At 59.1% G+C, this 15,893-nt stretch carries 14 protein-coding genes and 1 pseudogene; 6 read left to right on the top strand and 9 right to left on the bottom strand.

Going from position 1 to position 15,893, the window contains the following annotated elements; translation table 11 throughout:
- Positions 1 to 110 precede the first annotated feature (110 nt).
- The 8 genes and pseudogenes from HUS57_RS12960 to HUS57_RS12930 form a co-directional block, all read right to left on the bottom strand.
- Positions 111 to 1,265 (bottom strand): MaoC family dehydratase N-terminal domain-containing protein, encoded by a 1,155-nt coding sequence (locus HUS57_RS12960; RefSeq protein WP_173934330.1) that lies wholly within the window; start codon positions 1,263 to 1,265, stop codon positions 111 to 113.
- An 82-nt stretch (positions 1,266 to 1,347) separates the two neighbouring features.
- A complete protein-coding gene (dctP, locus tag HUS57_RS12955) occupies positions 1,348 to 2,310 on the bottom strand; it encodes a TRAP transporter substrate-binding protein DctP (protein WP_173934329.1) in 963 nt (320 codons plus the stop codon).
- Between the two features lie 77 nt (positions 2,311 to 2,387).
- The gene (gene dctP / locus HUS57_RS12950; RefSeq protein WP_173934328.1) at positions 2,388 to 3,410 is read right to left on the bottom strand and encodes a TRAP transporter substrate-binding protein DctP; all 1,023 of its coding nucleotides are present in this window, start codon (positions 3,408 to 3,410) and stop codon (positions 2,388 to 2,390) included.
- A gap of 358 nt (positions 3,411 to 3,768) precedes the next feature.
- The gene (locus HUS57_RS12945) at positions 3,769 to 5,289 is read right to left on the bottom strand and encodes a class I adenylate-forming enzyme family protein (protein ID WP_173934327.1); all 1,521 of its coding nucleotides are present in this window, start codon (positions 5,287 to 5,289) and stop codon (positions 3,769 to 3,771) included.
- A gap of 134 nt (positions 5,290 to 5,423) precedes the next feature.
- Entirely contained in the window at positions 5,424 to 5,828 is a 405-nt protein-coding gene (locus tag HUS57_RS12940; RefSeq protein ID WP_173934326.1) for a carboxymuconolactone decarboxylase family protein, read from the bottom strand.
- 336 nt (positions 5,829 to 6,164) lie between these two features.
- Positions 6,165 to 6,334: pseudogene (locus HUS57_RS17995) on the bottom strand (IS630 family transposase); the annotation flags it as partial.
- Between the two features lie 299 nt (positions 6,335 to 6,633).
- Positions 6,634 to 8,538, bottom strand: coding sequence for a PQQ-binding-like beta-propeller repeat protein (locus tag HUS57_RS12935; RefSeq protein ID WP_173934325.1), 1,905 nt, complete (start codon positions 8,536 to 8,538; stop codon positions 6,634 to 6,636).
- Positions 8,535 to 8,876 carry a hypothetical protein gene (locus HUS57_RS12930; RefSeq protein ID WP_173934324.1) on the bottom strand — a complete coding sequence of 114 codons (342 nt, stop codon included), beginning with the start codon at positions 8,874 to 8,876 and terminating at the stop codon, positions 8,535 to 8,537. Before HUS57_RS12930 ends, HUS57_RS12935 begins: the two co-directional genes overlap by 4 nt.
- A 172-nt stretch (positions 8,877 to 9,048) precedes the next feature.
- On the opposite strand from HUS57_RS12930, the gene HUS57_RS12925 reads away from it, so the two are divergent.
- Together HUS57_RS12925 and HUS57_RS12920 are read left to right on the top strand one after the other, a co-directional pair.
- Positions 9,049 to 9,756: a cytochrome c oxidase assembly protein gene (locus HUS57_RS12925; RefSeq protein WP_173934323.1), complete on the top strand. Its 708-nt coding sequence runs from the start codon at positions 9,049 to 9,051 to the stop codon at positions 9,754 to 9,756.
- Positions 9,753 to 10,268, top strand: coding sequence for a CopD family protein (locus HUS57_RS12920; RefSeq protein ID WP_173934322.1), 516 nt, complete (start codon positions 9,753 to 9,755; stop codon positions 10,266 to 10,268). The genes HUS57_RS12925 and HUS57_RS12920 overlap by 4 nt, the downstream gene beginning before the upstream one ends.
- Here HUS57_RS12920 and HUS57_RS12915 read toward each other — a convergent pair.
- Positions 10,235 to 10,753: a DUF2231 domain-containing protein gene (locus HUS57_RS12915; RefSeq protein WP_173934321.1), complete on the bottom strand. Its 519-nt coding sequence runs from the start codon at positions 10,751 to 10,753 to the stop codon at positions 10,235 to 10,237. The genes HUS57_RS12920 and HUS57_RS12915 overlap by 34 nt on opposite strands.
- Here HUS57_RS12915 and HUS57_RS12910 point away from each other — a divergent pair.
- From HUS57_RS12910 to HUS57_RS12895, 4 genes are all read left to right on the top strand, one after another.
- Entirely contained in the window at positions 10,745 to 11,449 is a 705-nt protein-coding gene (locus tag HUS57_RS12910; RefSeq protein WP_246727866.1) for a cytochrome B, read from the top strand. The genes HUS57_RS12915 and HUS57_RS12910 overlap by 9 nt on opposite strands.
- Positions 11,446 to 13,929 carry a cytochrome c oxidase subunit I gene (gene ctaD / locus HUS57_RS12905; RefSeq protein WP_173934319.1) on the top strand — a complete coding sequence of 828 codons (2,484 nt, stop codon included), beginning with the start codon at positions 11,446 to 11,448 and terminating at the stop codon, positions 13,927 to 13,929. Before HUS57_RS12910 ends, ctaD begins: the two co-directional genes overlap by 4 nt.
- Complete coding sequence (locus HUS57_RS12900; RefSeq protein ID WP_173934318.1) at positions 13,926 to 14,246, top strand: hypothetical protein; 321 nt, start codon at positions 13,926 to 13,928, stop codon at positions 14,244 to 14,246. Before ctaD ends, HUS57_RS12900 begins: the two co-directional genes overlap by 4 nt.
- Positions 14,247 to 14,409: 163 nt before the next feature.
- A protein-coding gene (locus HUS57_RS12895) for an IS630 family transposase (protein ID WP_173931600.1) occupies positions 14,410 to 15,358 on the top strand; the annotation gives its coding sequence in 2 pieces (ribosomal slippage) (positions 14,410 to 14,745 and positions 14,747 to 15,358; 948 coding nt in all).
- Positions 15,359 to 15,893 lie beyond the last annotated feature (535 nt).

Raw genomic sequence — 15,893 nt, 5'->3', positions numbered from 1 at the left:
TAGCAGCAAATTCCGCATCTACTTAATCCGCCTCGCGGTTAAGCATACGGGGAGTTTGCTTGTACACGTGGTCCATGAGGTCTGCCTCGGAAAATGCTCATGAAAGCAGATTACGCGTGCGCGGAAATATTCAGCCGCGTGGGCAATTCGATCAAGGCTGTTCCGGAGGCAGTCTTCTGACCAAGTTGGTTTTCTGCCCATACCCGCACTTCGATTAGACCCCTACTGCCTTCCATACGCTTGCCGGTTACTTCCCCTTTTGTGTAGGTGGTGTCGCCAAAAATCACTGGCAGGTGCAAGCGAACACTATACTCGCGCAAGAAGCCGTCATCTCCCATCCAATTAGTCAAGCAGGTAGCGATCATGCCAATGCGTTGTGGACCGTTGTCATAGGGGCCCGGCATGCCTATCTCGCTGACAGCGATCTTGGCATCCTGATGCCCGATCGACGGGAGCACCGAAGCTGCGTAGTAGCTTGGATCATAGTTATTGGGCAGTTTTTCTGGGGCATGATGAGCCCAGTGGTTGTATTTCCATTTCAGCTTGGTGGATTTGTAACCGGATGTACCGACTGCCCCCGCATAGTAGCACGTCATGTCCATCAGCGTGATGGGCCCACGTACAGTGCCCGGCATTACGTCACCCACCGCGACATCCTCAAAATAGAGGGTGTTGCCGCCGCGGCGGTATTCATTTAGCACTGCCTGCTGAATTTCTTCGAGCTCCGCGCGGGAATAAGCGTGCGGTGCGCGCGGTTCATAGGAAAGCGCGCCCGTCGCACCTGGCCGCGGTATGCGGAAGCAATGAGACTGTACCTCGGCAAGCTTCTCGCCGCCCTGGTTGAAATATTCAACCGTTCCGGTTTGAAGGAGCATGCGCTTTACCTTCTCGCCGCCCACACGACGTGCGTCGGTATATTCAGCCTTGACGGTAAACTGATCACCACGGAAAGCCGGCTTGTAGAATACCCAGTCGGATCCGGCATAGAACCACTGAACGTCAGGCAAGCCGGGTGCTACCACGGCATCGAACACGCTAAAATAGAACGTGGGGGGTGCGATGATCGCCTTCCACCTACTCTTTGCGGCATAGTCAGGCTCGCAATAGAGCGGGTTGTCGTCGCCAATCCCCCAAGCGTAATGCCGGATCGTATCGCGTGTTGCTTCATGGTTCCACAACTCCACGCGAATGGGCATGCCTAAAAGCGATCTCGCCTGCTCGAGATCGTCTTCAGGTAGTGCCGATGCGATGAGGGAACTCGCCATGAACGCCTCGCTGTTGCTTACTGTGCTGCCGCATCCGTCGCGGGTGTCGGCAGCCTTGCTTTCCGTTGAAAACTTTGTCGGGCTAATTGTCGAGTTCGGCTAGAAATGCATCTAGCAACTCACTTCCAGGTAAACCGCGTTGGTTCAGGCTGTCAGCCCAACTACGATGCACGTCGGCAAGCCTCGTCGCGACTTCGGCCGCTACGTCTTCGGGCAACTTGCTTGCTTTGACACTTTGCTCGGCCATGCGTTCGAGCGCCGGACCGCTGTTATCGGCATCAAGCCGCTGGCAGGCGTCGCGGACTGCGGCTTCACTGGCCTCGTGGAAGAGGGCTTTCAGATCGTCAGGCAGCGCATCCCATTTTTCATTCGATATGGAATACGTTGCCGCGAATCCGCCAAAGTTCTGACCAATCGTGGTCGCCTTTAGGGTCTCGGTCAGACGAAAATCGATTGCCGCCTGCAAGGGGAAAACAGCACCGTCCAGCGTCCCGCGAGTAAGTGCTTCATTTACCTCAACGCCCCCCATTCTTACCGGCACCGCGCCCAGAGCCTTAATTGTAATGTCCTGGGCAGTTCCGCCGGAGCGAAGCTTTAGTCCGGAGAGATCGTCAATCGTATTGATGGGCTCGCGTGTCAGGATCTGATATGGTGGTAGCATGAAAGCCAATAATGGCTTGATACCATTCTTCTCGAACTCCTGCTCCGCAAGGATGCCTTCCTTCACCATATTCCAGTAGGCTTCCGCGCCTTGGCAAGAGGTGGCGTAGGTTCCCGGCAGCTCGGCAACTGCCGAAAGCGGCATCTTGTCGGAAACGTAAGCCGGGACCACCAAGCTGATGTCAACTGCTCCCTGCTGGGTCAAAGAGAGCATATCCTTAGCTTTGCCAAGCTGCTCTGCGGGATAGTACTCGAACTCGACCCTATCGCCAGCTTTATCCTTCACGTAGTCCATGAAATACTGGATCGTGTATTTCGGCGTTGCTGAGGAGGGCGGATAGTGGTCCGCAACGCGCAGAGTGATCGTTTCCTGCGCTGCAGCCACGCTCGCCAAAGCAAGCGAAACTGGTATGGCGAATGCTATCAATGCGGATCGACGCATGTGCTCTCCTCCTCGGTTATCTACTCGAGCGCCGAGAGCTCATGCCGGAAAGCTTGCAGCACTTCGGAACCGGACCTGCCTCGCGCGTCAAGTTCGCGTGCCCAGTCCTGCGAGATCCTCTCAAGCGCCTGATCAATCATCTCCCGATCCGATGCGGGAATGGAGACGAGTTGCACCCCCTCTTCGGCCAGTTCAGCCATATCGCTCTCCACGCCCAGGTCGATCTGAGCGCAAGCGTCGGCCGTTACCTCATTGCCAACTTCCTCTAATACGGTACGAACATCTTCAGGGAGCGCCTCCCAACGCTCGATGCTGATTGCATAGGACACAACACCGGAACCGAAATTCTCATCCTTAGTGCCGTAATTGACAAGCCCGGGTATCCTGTAAGCTAGAGCGGTACCATACGCCATCAGGCCGCCGTCGATGGTTCCGCGCGTGAGCGATTCGTAGAGTTCCTGTGTGGGCATGCGCATTGGAACCGCACCGAGGGCACGAACCGTCAGATCCTTTGCGCCACCCGTTGAATAGATCTTCTTACCCTGGAAGCTCGAAACACCTTCAATTGGGTCGTCTATGAATAACTGGTATGGCGGCAACACCAGCGCTAGCAGCACCTTTATATTTTCGGGAGCATACTCGTTCTCCATCAGTATTCCCGTGGTTGCCAACTTCCAGAACGCTTTGGTGCCTTGGCATCCTCTTTCGAAAGCGCCAGGCAACTCGGCGACTGCCGACAGTGGCAGCTTGTCCGGAGTAAAGGCAGGAACGACCAGCCCGACATCGATGACGCCGGATTTAGTGAGCGTCAGAAGTTCCGGGCCCTTGCCCAGTTGGCTAGCTGGAAAATATTCGAGCGAGACCCGGTCGCCGAGCCGCTCTTTCACCTTTGACAACCAAGGCTTGATGAGCGCCTCGGCCATGTAATGGCCTTCTGGATAGACGTCACCGATACGCAGGGTGAGCGTCTCATCCTCCGCGTGCGCAACGTGGGGCAGTAGACCCAATGTAAGGGCAAGAAGCGCCGGTAAGCCCATACGCATGAGCGCCCTCCCAGTGTTTCCAGTGATGAAACATTATTTACCTTACAGATACACGGTAGTCCTGCAAAATTGCACTGTCAACGCGAAAAGAGCATCGTTGCTGAATGTAACTTGATGTGCCGGTAATGCTCTGGCCTGGCTCCCGGGCGCACTAAATTTTTCGCGTAACGGAAGCGGATTCTAGCCTTAAAATTGGAAGCTGCGGAGGAGCTTCATTGTCAGCCGGGTAATGGGCGTACCTGCAGACGCAAGGCTGAACTAAGCGAGAAGCAGAATTGATCCGCGGAATCAGCCGAAATAAGTCGCGATGCCTGCCCATTAGAGGCATAGCAACGAAATCGACTCCGCTGATGCAGGGTTACTCTGCCGCGCCCTTGGCTTGGAAATCTTGCAGAAGCTTACGGCTGGCGGCGATATCCACCTTCTGTGATCCCAGCTTGGGCAGTTCGTCTACAATTGCAAGACGCCGCGGGATCTTGAAGCCTGCAAGAGCCGCTCGGCAAGCAGCATCGACCATTGCCTCCGTCAGATGAACGCCTGCCTTGGGTACAACGAGAGCAGCGACACATTGGCCAAACCGATCGTCGGGCATGTCAAATACCACCGCATCAGATACTTCAGGTATTTCCAGAATTACGCGGAGGACCTCGTTGGGATAAACGTTCTCGCCACCTGTTTTAATCATGTGGTCTCGGCGGCCGATGAAGACCAATGCCCCGTCAGCTCCCATATACCCGATATCGCCAGTCCTCTGCCAGGCACGCTGCTGGACCGTGGCTTGAGCATCACTGCGGTTCCAGTATCCCGGCGATACTCCATCTCCGCGAACGGCGATCTCACCGACTGTCCCGTATGGGCATGGGGTATCGGATCCTTCTTCCAATATGGCAATTTCCGAATTGTCTCGGCTTGGATAGCCATTGATTTCGAAGCGCCGCTTCTCTCCTGCGAGTAAGTTATAGGTAATACCGCCTTCTGTTCGGCTATATCCTTGAAGGTAGACGCCTCCGATCCGCCGCTCAAATTCCTTGAACAATTCAGCATCGGTTGAATGTCCACCACCCCAGGTGAAACGAACCGTCTTCGGAAGCCTGGCGAATTTTTCAGCCGGCGCTCGCACGATGTCGACGACGACCGTGGAGATTAGATGCATGTAGGTCACTCGATCTTGTACTAGAGCGTCTACAAATTCCTCCAAGTTCCATCTTTCCATCAGCCTCACTGCACCTCCGCACAACATCGCATTGGCGAAGACGCTCAGTCCGCCGGTGTGGAACATCGGGGATACGGCAAGGCCGACGTCATGCCTGCACATCGCGAAGCGGTCGATCATTGTGCCGGCGATTGCCGTGCGCATTCCATGCGTGTGGATAACGGCTTTTGGTTTACCGGTTGTCCCTGAGGTGTAGAGCAGGTTGGCAATATCATCATTCTGCCGCCCGCGGCTGGTAAATTCCGCCGAGGCATCTTTCAAAGCATCCCAGAAGCTGCCCTTTCCTGGGCCGTCGGAAACTCTCAGTAGGAGAAGTTTTGAATTTTCCGGTACCTCAGGCGCCAGGGTGTCGGTGGTGACTAGGATCGCCGGCGCACAATGGTCGAGCACAGCAGAAAGCTCCGCTGTTCGGAGACGCCAATTAATCGGAACTGCGATCACACCAGCCTTTAAGGCGCCTAAGAAACAGATGGCGAACTCAACCCGATTGGGCAAATAGAACGCGACACGCGATCCTACCTCTACACCATAGTTCATAAGCAGGTTCGCAAAGCGGCAGGCCGCCTCGTCAAGCTCTGCATAGTTCAAGCGCATCCGCGAGTCTGCGACTGCAAGCGCGTTAGGGTCGGAACGCGCGTGCATCTCTGGAAAATGTGCGAAATTCATCCTGCTAAACCGGTTTGAACTTAAAGCAACTCCAGGAAGAATGCTCTCTCGATTATGTCCGGGGATATCGAGACAAAGAGACTTTAGATCATTTCAGCATATCTAAAATCTGCTGGGACGATCTAAGCATCCAATTAACGTTGTTCCCGCTCGAGTTCGGCAATGTAATCGACCACTTTGTAGCCGGTTTTCCCCCATGTGGTGACGCCGCAAACATGCATTACCTGCATACATCCTTCAGCCAGCTCGCCACTGGTCATACCGGCCTCGAACGCGGCGCGCCCATGATTCTTGGCCCCCTCAAGATTGCCTGTCACAATGTCCAGAAGCGTGTATAGAAGTTCCTTCGTCTTGAGGTCGAGATGCCCGGGTCCCTCAGGTTGAGCATAGACCGCCTCACGGAATTGCAAATAACCGGCAAAATGATTCGGTAGATGCTCCATCATTGCGCGAATAGGCTCTGGCACATTGCCGAGCGTTTCCATGAAGTGCGCTTTTCCGTGGGCTAGAGCGTCCTGCACGCTTTGTTCGATTGTCATGTAATTCCTCCTGCTGCTCCGCTCTGAGAGCGCGAATTCTTCAATCGGGACGTTCTTTTCACCAGCCCATGAATTCACGCAGTTCTCTCATATGAAACAAGGTTTCTAGACTGTGCTACTATAGTTCACCCGTCAAGGCCGTACAACAAGCAGTCGCATGGGAACTGGGACGCGCGGCAGGAAAACTATGCCTCACCTGAAGCGGCTGCTGGGACCCGGCCAGGTAACGACTGCCTCCCCAATCTCAGTCGTTCAGCTAACCGAGCTTGGCAAAGGCGTTCTCGACGGATCGGGACCGTCGATCGATCGGCAGGTAAAGCAGGGCCCCGCCTGTCGCTCAACCGCCTCGCGCATGCCCGCGGCCTTCTGGGCTGCAACTTGTCCATCGCGACGATGTACCGGCGACAGGTGGGAACCAGCACCTGCTCGAAATACGCCAGGAACACAGTGCCGTTCATTGCGCCGTCATAGGTAAAGGCACGGACATGTCCGCCAAGGCGCAGCGCGCGCGGCTTGGCGCATTAGCTTCGTCGGCAGCCAGTCTGGCCGATAAACACGAGCCCTGATCCAGCTTGGCCAATTCATCGACAGTGGCGACAACGTCGCGGCGGCCTTGCGAAGGCGAAACCAGTGGAATTAGAACCAGTCCAGGTTAGCGAAAATAAGCGCTGGATCCGGGCTTCGATGCGCCAATTCTTTTGGGTAGGCGCGGCCGTTGGCAAACCAATCAAGTTCGCGAGCAACGCCTTAGCGCGGTGAACTGGTCAGCGCTGCCGTCCATCCGGTTCGGCAGCCTCCGCCCATTCTAGTCAGCCAGCCGGTAAGCTACAACTTGATCCGCGACCTCCTCCTTCAGGATCGAATTGCCTCCGGCGACAAAGACGACATAATCCACGCCTTCATGTGTATAGACGGCCGGGTTGGCCACCACGGGAGCGGCGAGAAGATCTGACCAGACCTCTTTGCCGGATGCGGCGTCAAGCGCGCGCACCCGCGAATCCATTGAGGCACCGATGAACACCACGCCGCCAGCAGTCACCACCGGGCCGCCAAGCGTAGGCGAGCCCCATGCGGCCAGTCCGTAGAAACCCCATTGCTGTGATAGGCCGAAAGGCACCTCGTAGAGCCGCTCCCCCGTATTAAGATTGTAGGCCGAGAAGGTGCCGTATGGGGGCGCCCAACAGGGCAGTCCGGCCCAGTTCAGCCACTCATAGATCTCTATGCCGTAGGGCGAGCCGCGCTGGGGATGAAAGCCCTCGTCGCTGCCGCCTTGCAGGTCGCCGCCGGTGGCTTGGCGAACCTCATCCTCGAAACGGTCGTTTGGAATGAGGCGGATCACCTGCACGACGCGCGAGGTATTGACATAGAGCGTATTGGTTCGAGGATCGACAGCCGCGCCGCCCCAATTGTTGGCGCCGGCCGTTCCCGGATAAAACAGCGTCCCTTCCAGCGAGGGCGGCGTGTAGATTCCTTCATAGCGAAAGGTCTCAAGGTCGCGAGAGCATTGACCGGCGCTGACCAGATCGGCCACCCACCACGGCCCGGGAAATTCCGTATAGTCAAGTGTGGGCGGAGGCATCTCGGCAAAAGGCTGCACGGGGGAGGCGTTCTCGCTGTCGATGTCGCTCGGTGGCACCGGCCGCTCCTCCACCGGAAAGAGCGGTTCGCCCGTCCGGCGGTCGAGCACCCAGATCATTGCCTGCTTTGTGGTTTGCACCAGCGCGGGGATCACCTGCCCGTCGCGCTCGATGTCGACCAGGGTAGGAGCCGACGGCGTGTCATAGTCCCACAGGTCATGATAGATGAGCTGGCGACTCCAGACGATCTCACCCGTCTCCATGTCAAGCGCCGTTACCGAGGTGGCCAAGGGTATGCCGTCGCCGCGATTACCGCCCCAGTAATTGGGTTCCGGGGCCGAGATCGGGGCGTAGATCAGGCCGAGTTCCGGATCAGCCGACATCGCCGTCCAGATGTTGGCGGTGCCTGTGACGGGAATCAGCTCCTCGGGGATAAAGCCGGTGTCCCACAGAAGTTCGCCGGTACGCGCATCCACCGCCATCAGGTTGCCCGGCGGGGTTGCGGTGTATTCCCAGTCCATGCCGGACCAGCCGATGAACAGGCGGTCGCCCGCCACGGTCGGCTGTTGGAGGAGCGATAGCGGCCAGACGGGGGTTTGCGTGTTCCACTGGTTAACGTTGAGGACGCCGCCATCGCCGAAATCCGAGCAGAGTTCGCCGGTGTTGGCGTCGAGCGCGTGGAGATGAGCGTCCATCGTACCGAGATAGACGCGCTTCTCGCAGGGACCGTCATCGCCACTCTCCCAATAGGCTACGCCGCGCGTCTTGAGCGCAGGCTGGGTCAGCGCCTCCAGTGTAGAGCGGCTGTCATAGCTCCATTTTTCTTCGCCGGTCGCCGGCTCGAGCGCAAGCACGCGGTAAAATGGGGTGGCAAGATAGACCGTATCGTTCGCATAAACGGGCGTCGCCGACCAGACAGAAGCCGGCCGTTCCCCGGACCCATCGGACACGTCTCCGGTGCGGACCTCCCAGGCCCGTTCTAGCCGACTGACGGACTCCGGCGTGAAACTCTCCACGTTGGCGAACTTGGTCGAGGCAAGATCGCCGTGGAAATGAGTCCAACTCGTCTGATCGGCTGCCGCCGGGCCAGCGAAGGTTATAAAAGCGAGAGCGACAGGGAGACGTGTGGTCATGCACGAACCCTCCGGTTCGGGATGGCGAGAGCGACGCCTAGGCTGACAAGGGCCAGCACCATGACGATGGCGAAAGCGTATTGCATCAGGAACCATGCCGCGATGGCTGTCAGGAAAGCGGCCAAGCCCGTCAGAAAAATCAGCGTCTTCAGCAGTCTGCCGCTTATCGCCGGCAGCATGGCGAGGAACCCTCCGATCACGGTGGCGGCGGCGCCCACCATCGCAAGCAGGGCACCCGGCGTTCCATCCACACCGGTTTCCGGTCGCAAATAGGCGATAGCCCCCAACACGACGCCGGCAATGGCAGGCACAAGAGCGAAAAGATAGCCAATGCGCATTTGCGTCCCTCCGTCTCAGGTTACCCCGGCAAAGTCCGAGAGATGGGTGGGATTGCGGTTGTCCAGCCAGAAAGAACTGGACTGGTTCTGCTTGTTGGAACCTGTTGCCCTCAGAATGGTTCCGAATTGGAGCGGCATCCGCCTGATAGTCGTCCAGAGGAGGGAAGGTGCGATGGAGGCATTGCAGGGAACCTATTGCGGGCCGCCGCCTGCCCCAAGCGAGCTTTGGATGGCCTGGAACCTGGACCCCTTCCTCCTTCTGGCGCTCGGGATCTTTGCTCTGACGGTATCGAGGACCAAACCCGGGGCCTTAGCGGTCGCAACTCTGGTCATCGTTTTCGTGTCGCCCCTTTGCGCCTTGTCGGCAGCGCTCTTTTCCGCGCGCGTCGTCCACCATGTTCTCCTGGTGGCAGCGGCAGGGCCGCTGATCGCTCTGGCCTGGCCGGCGCGGGAAGTGCGCTCCATCGCAATTCCCTTCATCGTTTCGACCAGCGTTCTCTGGCTGTGGCATCTTCCGCAAGCCTACGATCTGGCTCTCAGCAATATTGCCGTCTACTGGGTAATGCAGGCGACGCTTCTGGTAACCGCCGTTGCTTTCTGGCGTGCCGTTTTCGATCGGCGCCAAGGCTCGGGCCGCGCCCTCCTTTTTATCCTCGCCGGCTTCATGCAGATGGCGCTTCTTGGTGCGCTCCTCACCCTTGCGCCGGAACCGCTTTATGCGATCCACGCCATTGCGCCCTGGGCCTGGGGCTTTACGCCGCTTGCCGACCAGCAGTTGGGCGGATTGATCATGTGGGTTCCGGCCGGATTGCCCTTCGCGCTGTGGAGCATCCTGCTTGCTCGCCGGGAATGGCAGTCGATGGCGCAAGGAGCTGCATGATCGTGTGGCTTGAGGGCGCAGTCTCTTATCTGAAGACACTTCACATAGCTGCGCTGGCGATCTGGTGCGCGGGACTGTTTGCGCTTCCTCTGATGCTGGCGCGGCACGACCCGGCAATCGGGCCGGCAGACTACAGCCGGATCCGGCTGGCATGTCATTACGGCTATGCCTGGGTAGTCACTCCGGCCGCGCTGTCCGCGATTGCGGTCGGCATTCTCCTCATCTTCCTTCGTGAGGTCTTCGTAGTCTGGATGTTCGCGAAACTGGTCTTCGTGGCGCTGCTGATCGGCTTTCATGCATGGATCGGAAGCATAGTCGTCGCCGTGGGTGAGACAGGGGGAAAGTATCAGACGCCCGCACCCCTGTTCCCGCTTCTCTTGCTGCTGGTTCCGATCATCGGAATTCTGATCCTTGTCCTGGCTAAGCCTGAACTGGAGGAGATCCCCTTACCGGACTGGCTGATCGAACCTCGCAGCCGTCAGCTTCCCTTTGAAGCGCCGCCCAGGTTGTAGTCGAAAACAAGCTTGCCGCCATGCCACCCCGTCGCGCCCACCATGATGACGCCAAACCCCGAAAGGAGAATTCCATAGGGCAGGACCGCAGCCTCGTAGCCGTAAAGTCGGTAGCCCCAATTGATACCGAGGATCGACAGAAGCACCATCGCAACGGCTGCGTGAGTCCAAGCGGATGCCCTGACACGGATGCCCGGAACGAACAGGAGTTCCGGAAGGCCCGTGGCGGCAGCAGCCAGCCCCAGCAGAAAGGCCACCCCAGCCGCCCAAAGAGCAGCCCGCGCCCAGAAGACGTCGCCTGTCCACCAGTAGAATGCGTCCGCGCCAAAGTTGCTGAAGGTCAACGCGATGGGGAAGGCGACAGCCATAGCGTGGATCGGGTGGCTGGCTATCGCAACCTTCGACCCTGTCTCATCGTAGCCTGGATGCAGAATAACTGGATCGGTGAGTTTACGTTCGCGGCTCGGGGTAGGCGTTTGGGCCATCGGGCATCTCTCCTGCGTGGACCAGTCTGGCTGTTAACGCTCCTCGCGCCGACCGGTTGCGAAGGGCGGCTGTCCACGGTTGATCCGGCCGGCCCCGCCGCAGAGGCCATCGCGATGATGTGGTGGGTGCTCCTGTTCGGATCGGCCGCGATCTTCCTGCTGGTCCTTGTGCTCCTTGTAGTGGGATTCTACCGTCCGTCCGGACCTGCGACGCCGGAAGCGGAGGCAAGGCGCGAGCGGATCTGGATCTGGGGCCTCGGTCTCGGCTTCTCGATGACCATTCTGGCGGCGCTGACTGCCTACGGTCTCGTCGTGGGCGAGCGGCTCCTGCCCCGGCCAGGCCCCGAGGTTGTCACGGTGCGCGCCGAAGCCTCTCAATGGGTTTGGCGCTTCTCCTATGCCGATGTACCTGGCCGCACGACAGAGGGCGTCCTCCACATCCCCGCCCGGCGGCCGATCGACGTGGAGATCACCTCGACCGACGTGATCCACAGCTTTTGGGCGCCGAGGCTGGCTGGCAAGCTCGACGCGATTCCTGGTCACGTCAACGTTCTGCGGATCGAAGCGGACAATCCCGGCGACTATGCGGGCGTGAGCGCCGAGTTCAACGGCAGGGGTTATGCCGGGCACCGCTTCACGGTACGCGCGCATGACAAGGCCGAATGGGACGCCTTCCTGCAAGGAGAAGCCCGGTGAACGCGCTTCGCCGCCATCGGGAACTCGAGCGCATCTGGTCAGCCCAACCAGGTTGGCGCGGCAAGCTCACGACGGTGAACAACAATGACATCGGCCTGATGTTCCTGTTTACCGCCGTCACCTTCTTCGTGATCGCAGGCATTCTGGCAATGCTGATCCGCGCCCAATTGGCATCCCCGCGCTCGGCATTCATGGGACCTGACATCTACAACCAGGTCTTCACGATGCACGGGACCATCATGATGTTCCTGTTTGCGATCCCTCTATTTGAAGGACTGACCATCTATCTCCTGCCGAAGATGCTGGGAACGCGCGACCTGGCTTTCCCACGGCTGAGCGCTTTCGGCTTCTGGTGCTATCTCTTCGGCGGTTCGATGCTGATCTTCGCACTCGTCGCAGGCATTGCACCCGATAGCGGCTGGTTTCTCTATCCGCCGCTCTCCTCAACCTTGGGATCTCCGGGGATCAATCCCGACTTCTGGCTCCTAGGAATTACTTTCGTGGAGATTTCCGCTATCTCGGCGGCTGTAGAAATCGTTGCGACGGTGCTCCTTTATCGTGCGCCAGGCATGTCGCTGGACAAGCTTCCCATCTTCGCCTGGTACATGCTGATCGTGGCGGTGATGATCCTGACCGCCTTTCCACCGCTGATCCTGGGCTCGATCCTGCTGGAACTCGAACGCGCCTTCGGCATGCCCTTCTTCCAGGCCGAGTCGGGAGGAGACTCCCTCCTGTGGCAGCACCTGTTCTGGCTATTCGGCCATCCGGAAGTCTACATCATCTTCCTGCCTGCAGCAGGAGTTGTTTCGACTGTGCTTCCGGTGATGGCGCGCACGACACTCCTGGGATACGGGTGGATCGTTGCAGCGGCCGCCGCGTTGGGCGTGCTGAGCTTCGGACTCTGGGTCCATCACATGTACGCCACCGGCATCCCCCATATGGGGCTCGCCTTCTTCTCGGCCGCCTCGACGCTGGTGGCGCTGCCCACCGGCATCCAGATCTTCGCCTGGATCGGGACCATCTGGAAGGGACGGCCCGAGATGCACCTGCCGATGCTCTGGATCCTCGCCTTCTTTGCGACCTTCGTCATGGGCGGGCTTACCGGCGTCATGGTGGCGATGGTGCCATTCGACTGGCAGTCACACGATACCTACTTCGTCGTGGCGCACTTTCATTATGTGCTGGTGGGCGGTTTCGTCTTCCCGATGCTTGCCGGCCTCTATTACTGGCTGCCGAACTTCACCGGGCGGAAGCGATATTTCAAGCTCGGCGAGACGGCATTCTGGCTGATCGTCCTCGGCTTTCACGGCACTTTCCTGCTGCTGCACTGGGCAGGCTTGCTGGGAATGCGCCGGCGCATTGATTTCATCGAGGTTGGATCTGGATGGGAACTCATCAACCTTTTGGCGTCGATCGGCGGATTCGTGATGGCGATCGGCTTCGCTCTCGTTCTTATCGATGTCGCGGTAAACGCAGCGGTGGCAGGTCGTGGCCGCCGCAATCCGTGGCGGGCGGGAACGCTCGATTGGGCCATGCCGTCGCCGTCACCATCCTTCAATTTAGCATCCCTACCGGTGATCCGCAGTCGCTATCCGCTTCACGATGATCCCGACCTACCCCTGCGCATTGCGCGGGGCGAGGGTTATCTCGGGACCCCTCCAGCCGACGGTCGGCGCGAGATTCTGATGGTGGAGATTGCCAGCGGGCGGCCGAAGCACCTCGTCATTTTTCCGACCAACTCGGCGCTGCCTATCGTCATGGCTCTGGTCACCGGAAGCTTCTTCGTTGGAATGCTGATCAAGGCCTATTGGCTCATACCGCTCTCTCTCCTAGGCGTGACCGGGCTTGGCATCTGGTGGGCCTGGAGTCTTGGGAGCCAGGAGGATCAGAGCCCGCAGGATGTAGGGAACGGGTTGGCGCTCCCGCTCGCTTCTCACGCCTCGGAACCGCCCGGCTGGTGGGGTTCGCTGTTCCTGCTCCTGGCAAACGGCGTCTTCTTCGGATCGCTTCTCTTCGGATACGCCTTCCTCTGGACCGTTGCGCCGAACTGGCCACCGCCCTCCTATCTGGAACCCGGAATCACCGGCCCTGCCTTGGCGCTGGGAGGAGCGGTGCTGACGCTGGTGGGAATCCGTATGGCCGATCGGGCCCTTCAACGGGGCGCTGGATCCCTGCCAGGGCTGCTACTGAGCTTCGCCGGGCTTGCGGCCCTCGCCGCCGCAGGGGTCACCGTCCTCACAGGGACCGCCCACAATGCCCATGCCTATGACGCAACGCTCTGGGTGGTGGCGGGCTACGTTCTGCTACATTTGGCCCTTGCTGGGCTTATGAAGGCGTTCCTCGCCCTCCGTGTGACGGCGGGCTACGTCTCGGCGCAAAGAATCGGCGAAGCACGCATTGTCCGGCTTTGGTCGGACTACGCCGTGGGCGTTGCGCTGATCGGCCTTGCCGCCGCCTGGCTTCCAGGAGTGTTGACATGACCGATATCCTGCGCATTTCCGTTCCGCTGACAGCCTGGCTCGCCGCCTTCAGCGCCGTCTACGGGCTCCAAGGCTTGGTCTGCTCGGACCGCTGGGCACAAGCTGGATTCGGTCTCACTTCCGGCCGAGCCGCCCTTATAGCGGCCTGGATTGCGGCGACGGCTCTGCAGGTCGCATTCCTTGCCGCCCTGCGCTCGCCACGCATGGGCTCGTCCTCGCCTTTCGTGCGCAGACTCAGCCTGACCTTGGCCGTAGCGGCCCTGGTTTCCACATTGTGGACCCTCTCCCCAGTTGTCGTCAGCACGGCCTGCCTCTGACGAGGCGGTGCCAACGTGCAGTAAGTGCGCTTTCGTCACGCTCATCTTCCCAGCATTCCAGTCGGAGTTCTAGAGCGGTTCATTCTTTGTCTGAATCGGTTGGGGTTCCCATCGGGTCCTTTTTGTGATTCAAGATGTTGGCTGGAGAGGAGGCCAGCATCTTATGACAGCACCTCTTTCCAATGATCTTCGCAAGCGCGTGATTGGAGCGATCGAGGCCGGGGAGAGTTGCCGGTCGACGGCCGCCCGGTTCGGTGTCTCGGTTTCTTCGGTGGTGAAGTGGCATCAACGTTATCGTGCGACGGGCTCGGTCGCGCCGGGCAAGATGGGCGGCCACCGAAAGCGGGTGCTCGAGCCGCACCGGGCGTTCATCGTCGAGCGCATCAATCAGGTGCCGCATTTGTCGCTGCACCGGCTCAAGGATGAACTGGCTGCGCGCGGGGTGAAGGTGTCGCACAATGCCGTGTGGCAGTTTCTGCAGCGCGAGGGGCTTCGGTTCAAAAAAAACACTGTTCGCCCTTGAGCAGGCGCGGGCCGACATAGCGCGCAGGCGTCAGCGCTGGCGTTCCTTTCAGGCGAGCCTTGACCCGCACCGGCTGGTTTTTATCGACGAAACCTGGATCAAGACCAACATGGCGCCCCTGCGCGGCTGGGGACCACGCGGCAAGCGCCTGCGCGGCTTTGCCCCGCACGGTCACTGGCGCACGCTGACCTTCGTGGGCGCGCTGCGCTGCGATGGGCTGACAGCACCTTGCGTCTTTGACGGACCAATCAACGGACAGTGCTTCCGGGCCTATGTTGAGCAGCAGCTCGTGCCGGTCCTCAAACCCGGCGACATCGTCGTTATGGACAATTTGGGTTCCCACAAGTCGGCCACCGTCCGAGCTTCAATCCGGGCGGCCGGCGCCAGGCTCTGGTTCCTGCCGCCCTATTCACCAGACCTCAACCCGATCGAACAGGCCTTTGCCAAGATCAAGCACTGGATGCGCCATGCCCAGAAACGAACCGTCGAGGACACATGGCGTCACATCGGGCACCTCGTCTCAACCATCGAACCCGGCGAATGCGCAAACTACCTCGCAAACGCCGGATACGCTTCCGTCAAAACATGAAAGACTCTAAGCGACCTCCCAGATGCTCGCGCTCACGCTTCACTACCGCAACAAATCAACCTGCCCGCTTCGTCAAGACGGTGAGAAACCGGCGGAGTTGAGCGGAGGCTTCGTTTATGTTTGTTGCGGCTCGACTGCTCCTGGAGCAACGGAGATTTAACGGGACGCATGTTTGGTTGCGACGGCCCGACATAATCACTGTAGGACCGCGCTCTCCACAACCCCGGCGCACAATACCTATGCGAAGCACGCAAGTTTTCTGGAGCAGTTTGGTTTCGCCGGCGTCCGTGATCTGCCGGACCGCGACGCTTGAGGATACTATTGCTGCGCCGTAGTGCGCGGCACATTTGACTTCCCCGGATCGCAACCGAAAACGACATGAATTTACGGGCGCTACGGCACTGAACGGTCTCTTTTGAGGCAATCGGTTAAAGGCTTTTCTCCAGAACTTGCTCATACGCGCGCTACATTGCGCGTGCCTATTATTCGTGCTTTCTATAATTTTCAGCTCAAATAAACATTGCTTTATAATTCT

The sequence above is a fragment of the Chelativorans sp. Marseille-P2723 genome (assembly GCF_902809845.1).
Lineage (GTDB): Bacteria > Pseudomonadota > Alphaproteobacteria > Rhizobiales > Rhizobiaceae > Chelativorans.
The sequence above is the reverse complement of the archived record's forward strand: the minus strand, read 5'-3'. Positions and strand labels throughout refer to the sequence as shown.

Bases quoted from the DNA above. Each gene is read 5' to 3' on its own strand.
- HUS57_RS12935 (WP_173934325.1), bottom strand. From the start codon at position 8,538: ATGACCACACGTCTCCCTGTCGCTCTCGCTTTTATAACCTTCGCTGGC.
- HUS57_RS12900 (WP_173934318.1), top strand. From the start codon at position 13,926: ATGACCGATATCCTGCGCATTTCCGTTCCGCTGACAGCCTGGCTCGCC.
- HUS57_RS12920 (WP_173934322.1), top strand. From the start codon at position 9,753: ATGATCGTGTGGCTTGAGGGCGCAGTCTCTTATCTGAAGACACTTCAC.
- HUS57_RS12925 (WP_173934323.1), top strand. From the start codon at position 9,049: ATGGAGGCATTGCAGGGAACCTATTGCGGGCCGCCGCCTGCCCCAAGC.
- HUS57_RS12940 (WP_173934326.1), bottom strand. From the start codon at position 5,828: ATGACAATCGAACAAAGCGTGCAGGACGCTCTAGCCCACGGAAAAGCG.
- dctP (WP_173934328.1), bottom strand. From the start codon at position 3,410: ATGCGTATGGGCTTACCGGCGCTTCTTGCCCTTACATTGGGTCTACTG.
- HUS57_RS12945 (WP_173934327.1), bottom strand. From the start codon at position 5,289: ATGAATTTCGCACATTTTCCAGAGATGCACGCGCGTTCCGACCCTAAC.
- HUS57_RS12915 (WP_173934321.1), bottom strand. From the start codon at position 10,753: ATGGCCCAAACGCCTACCCCGAGCCGCGAACGTAAACTCACCGATCCA.
- HUS57_RS12930 (WP_173934324.1), bottom strand. From the start codon at position 8,876: ATGCGCATTGGCTATCTTTTCGCTCTTGTGCCTGCCATTGCCGGCGTC.
- HUS57_RS12960 (WP_173934330.1), bottom strand. From the start codon at position 1,265: ATGGCGAGTTCCCTCATCGCATCGGCACTACCTGAAGACGATCTCGAG.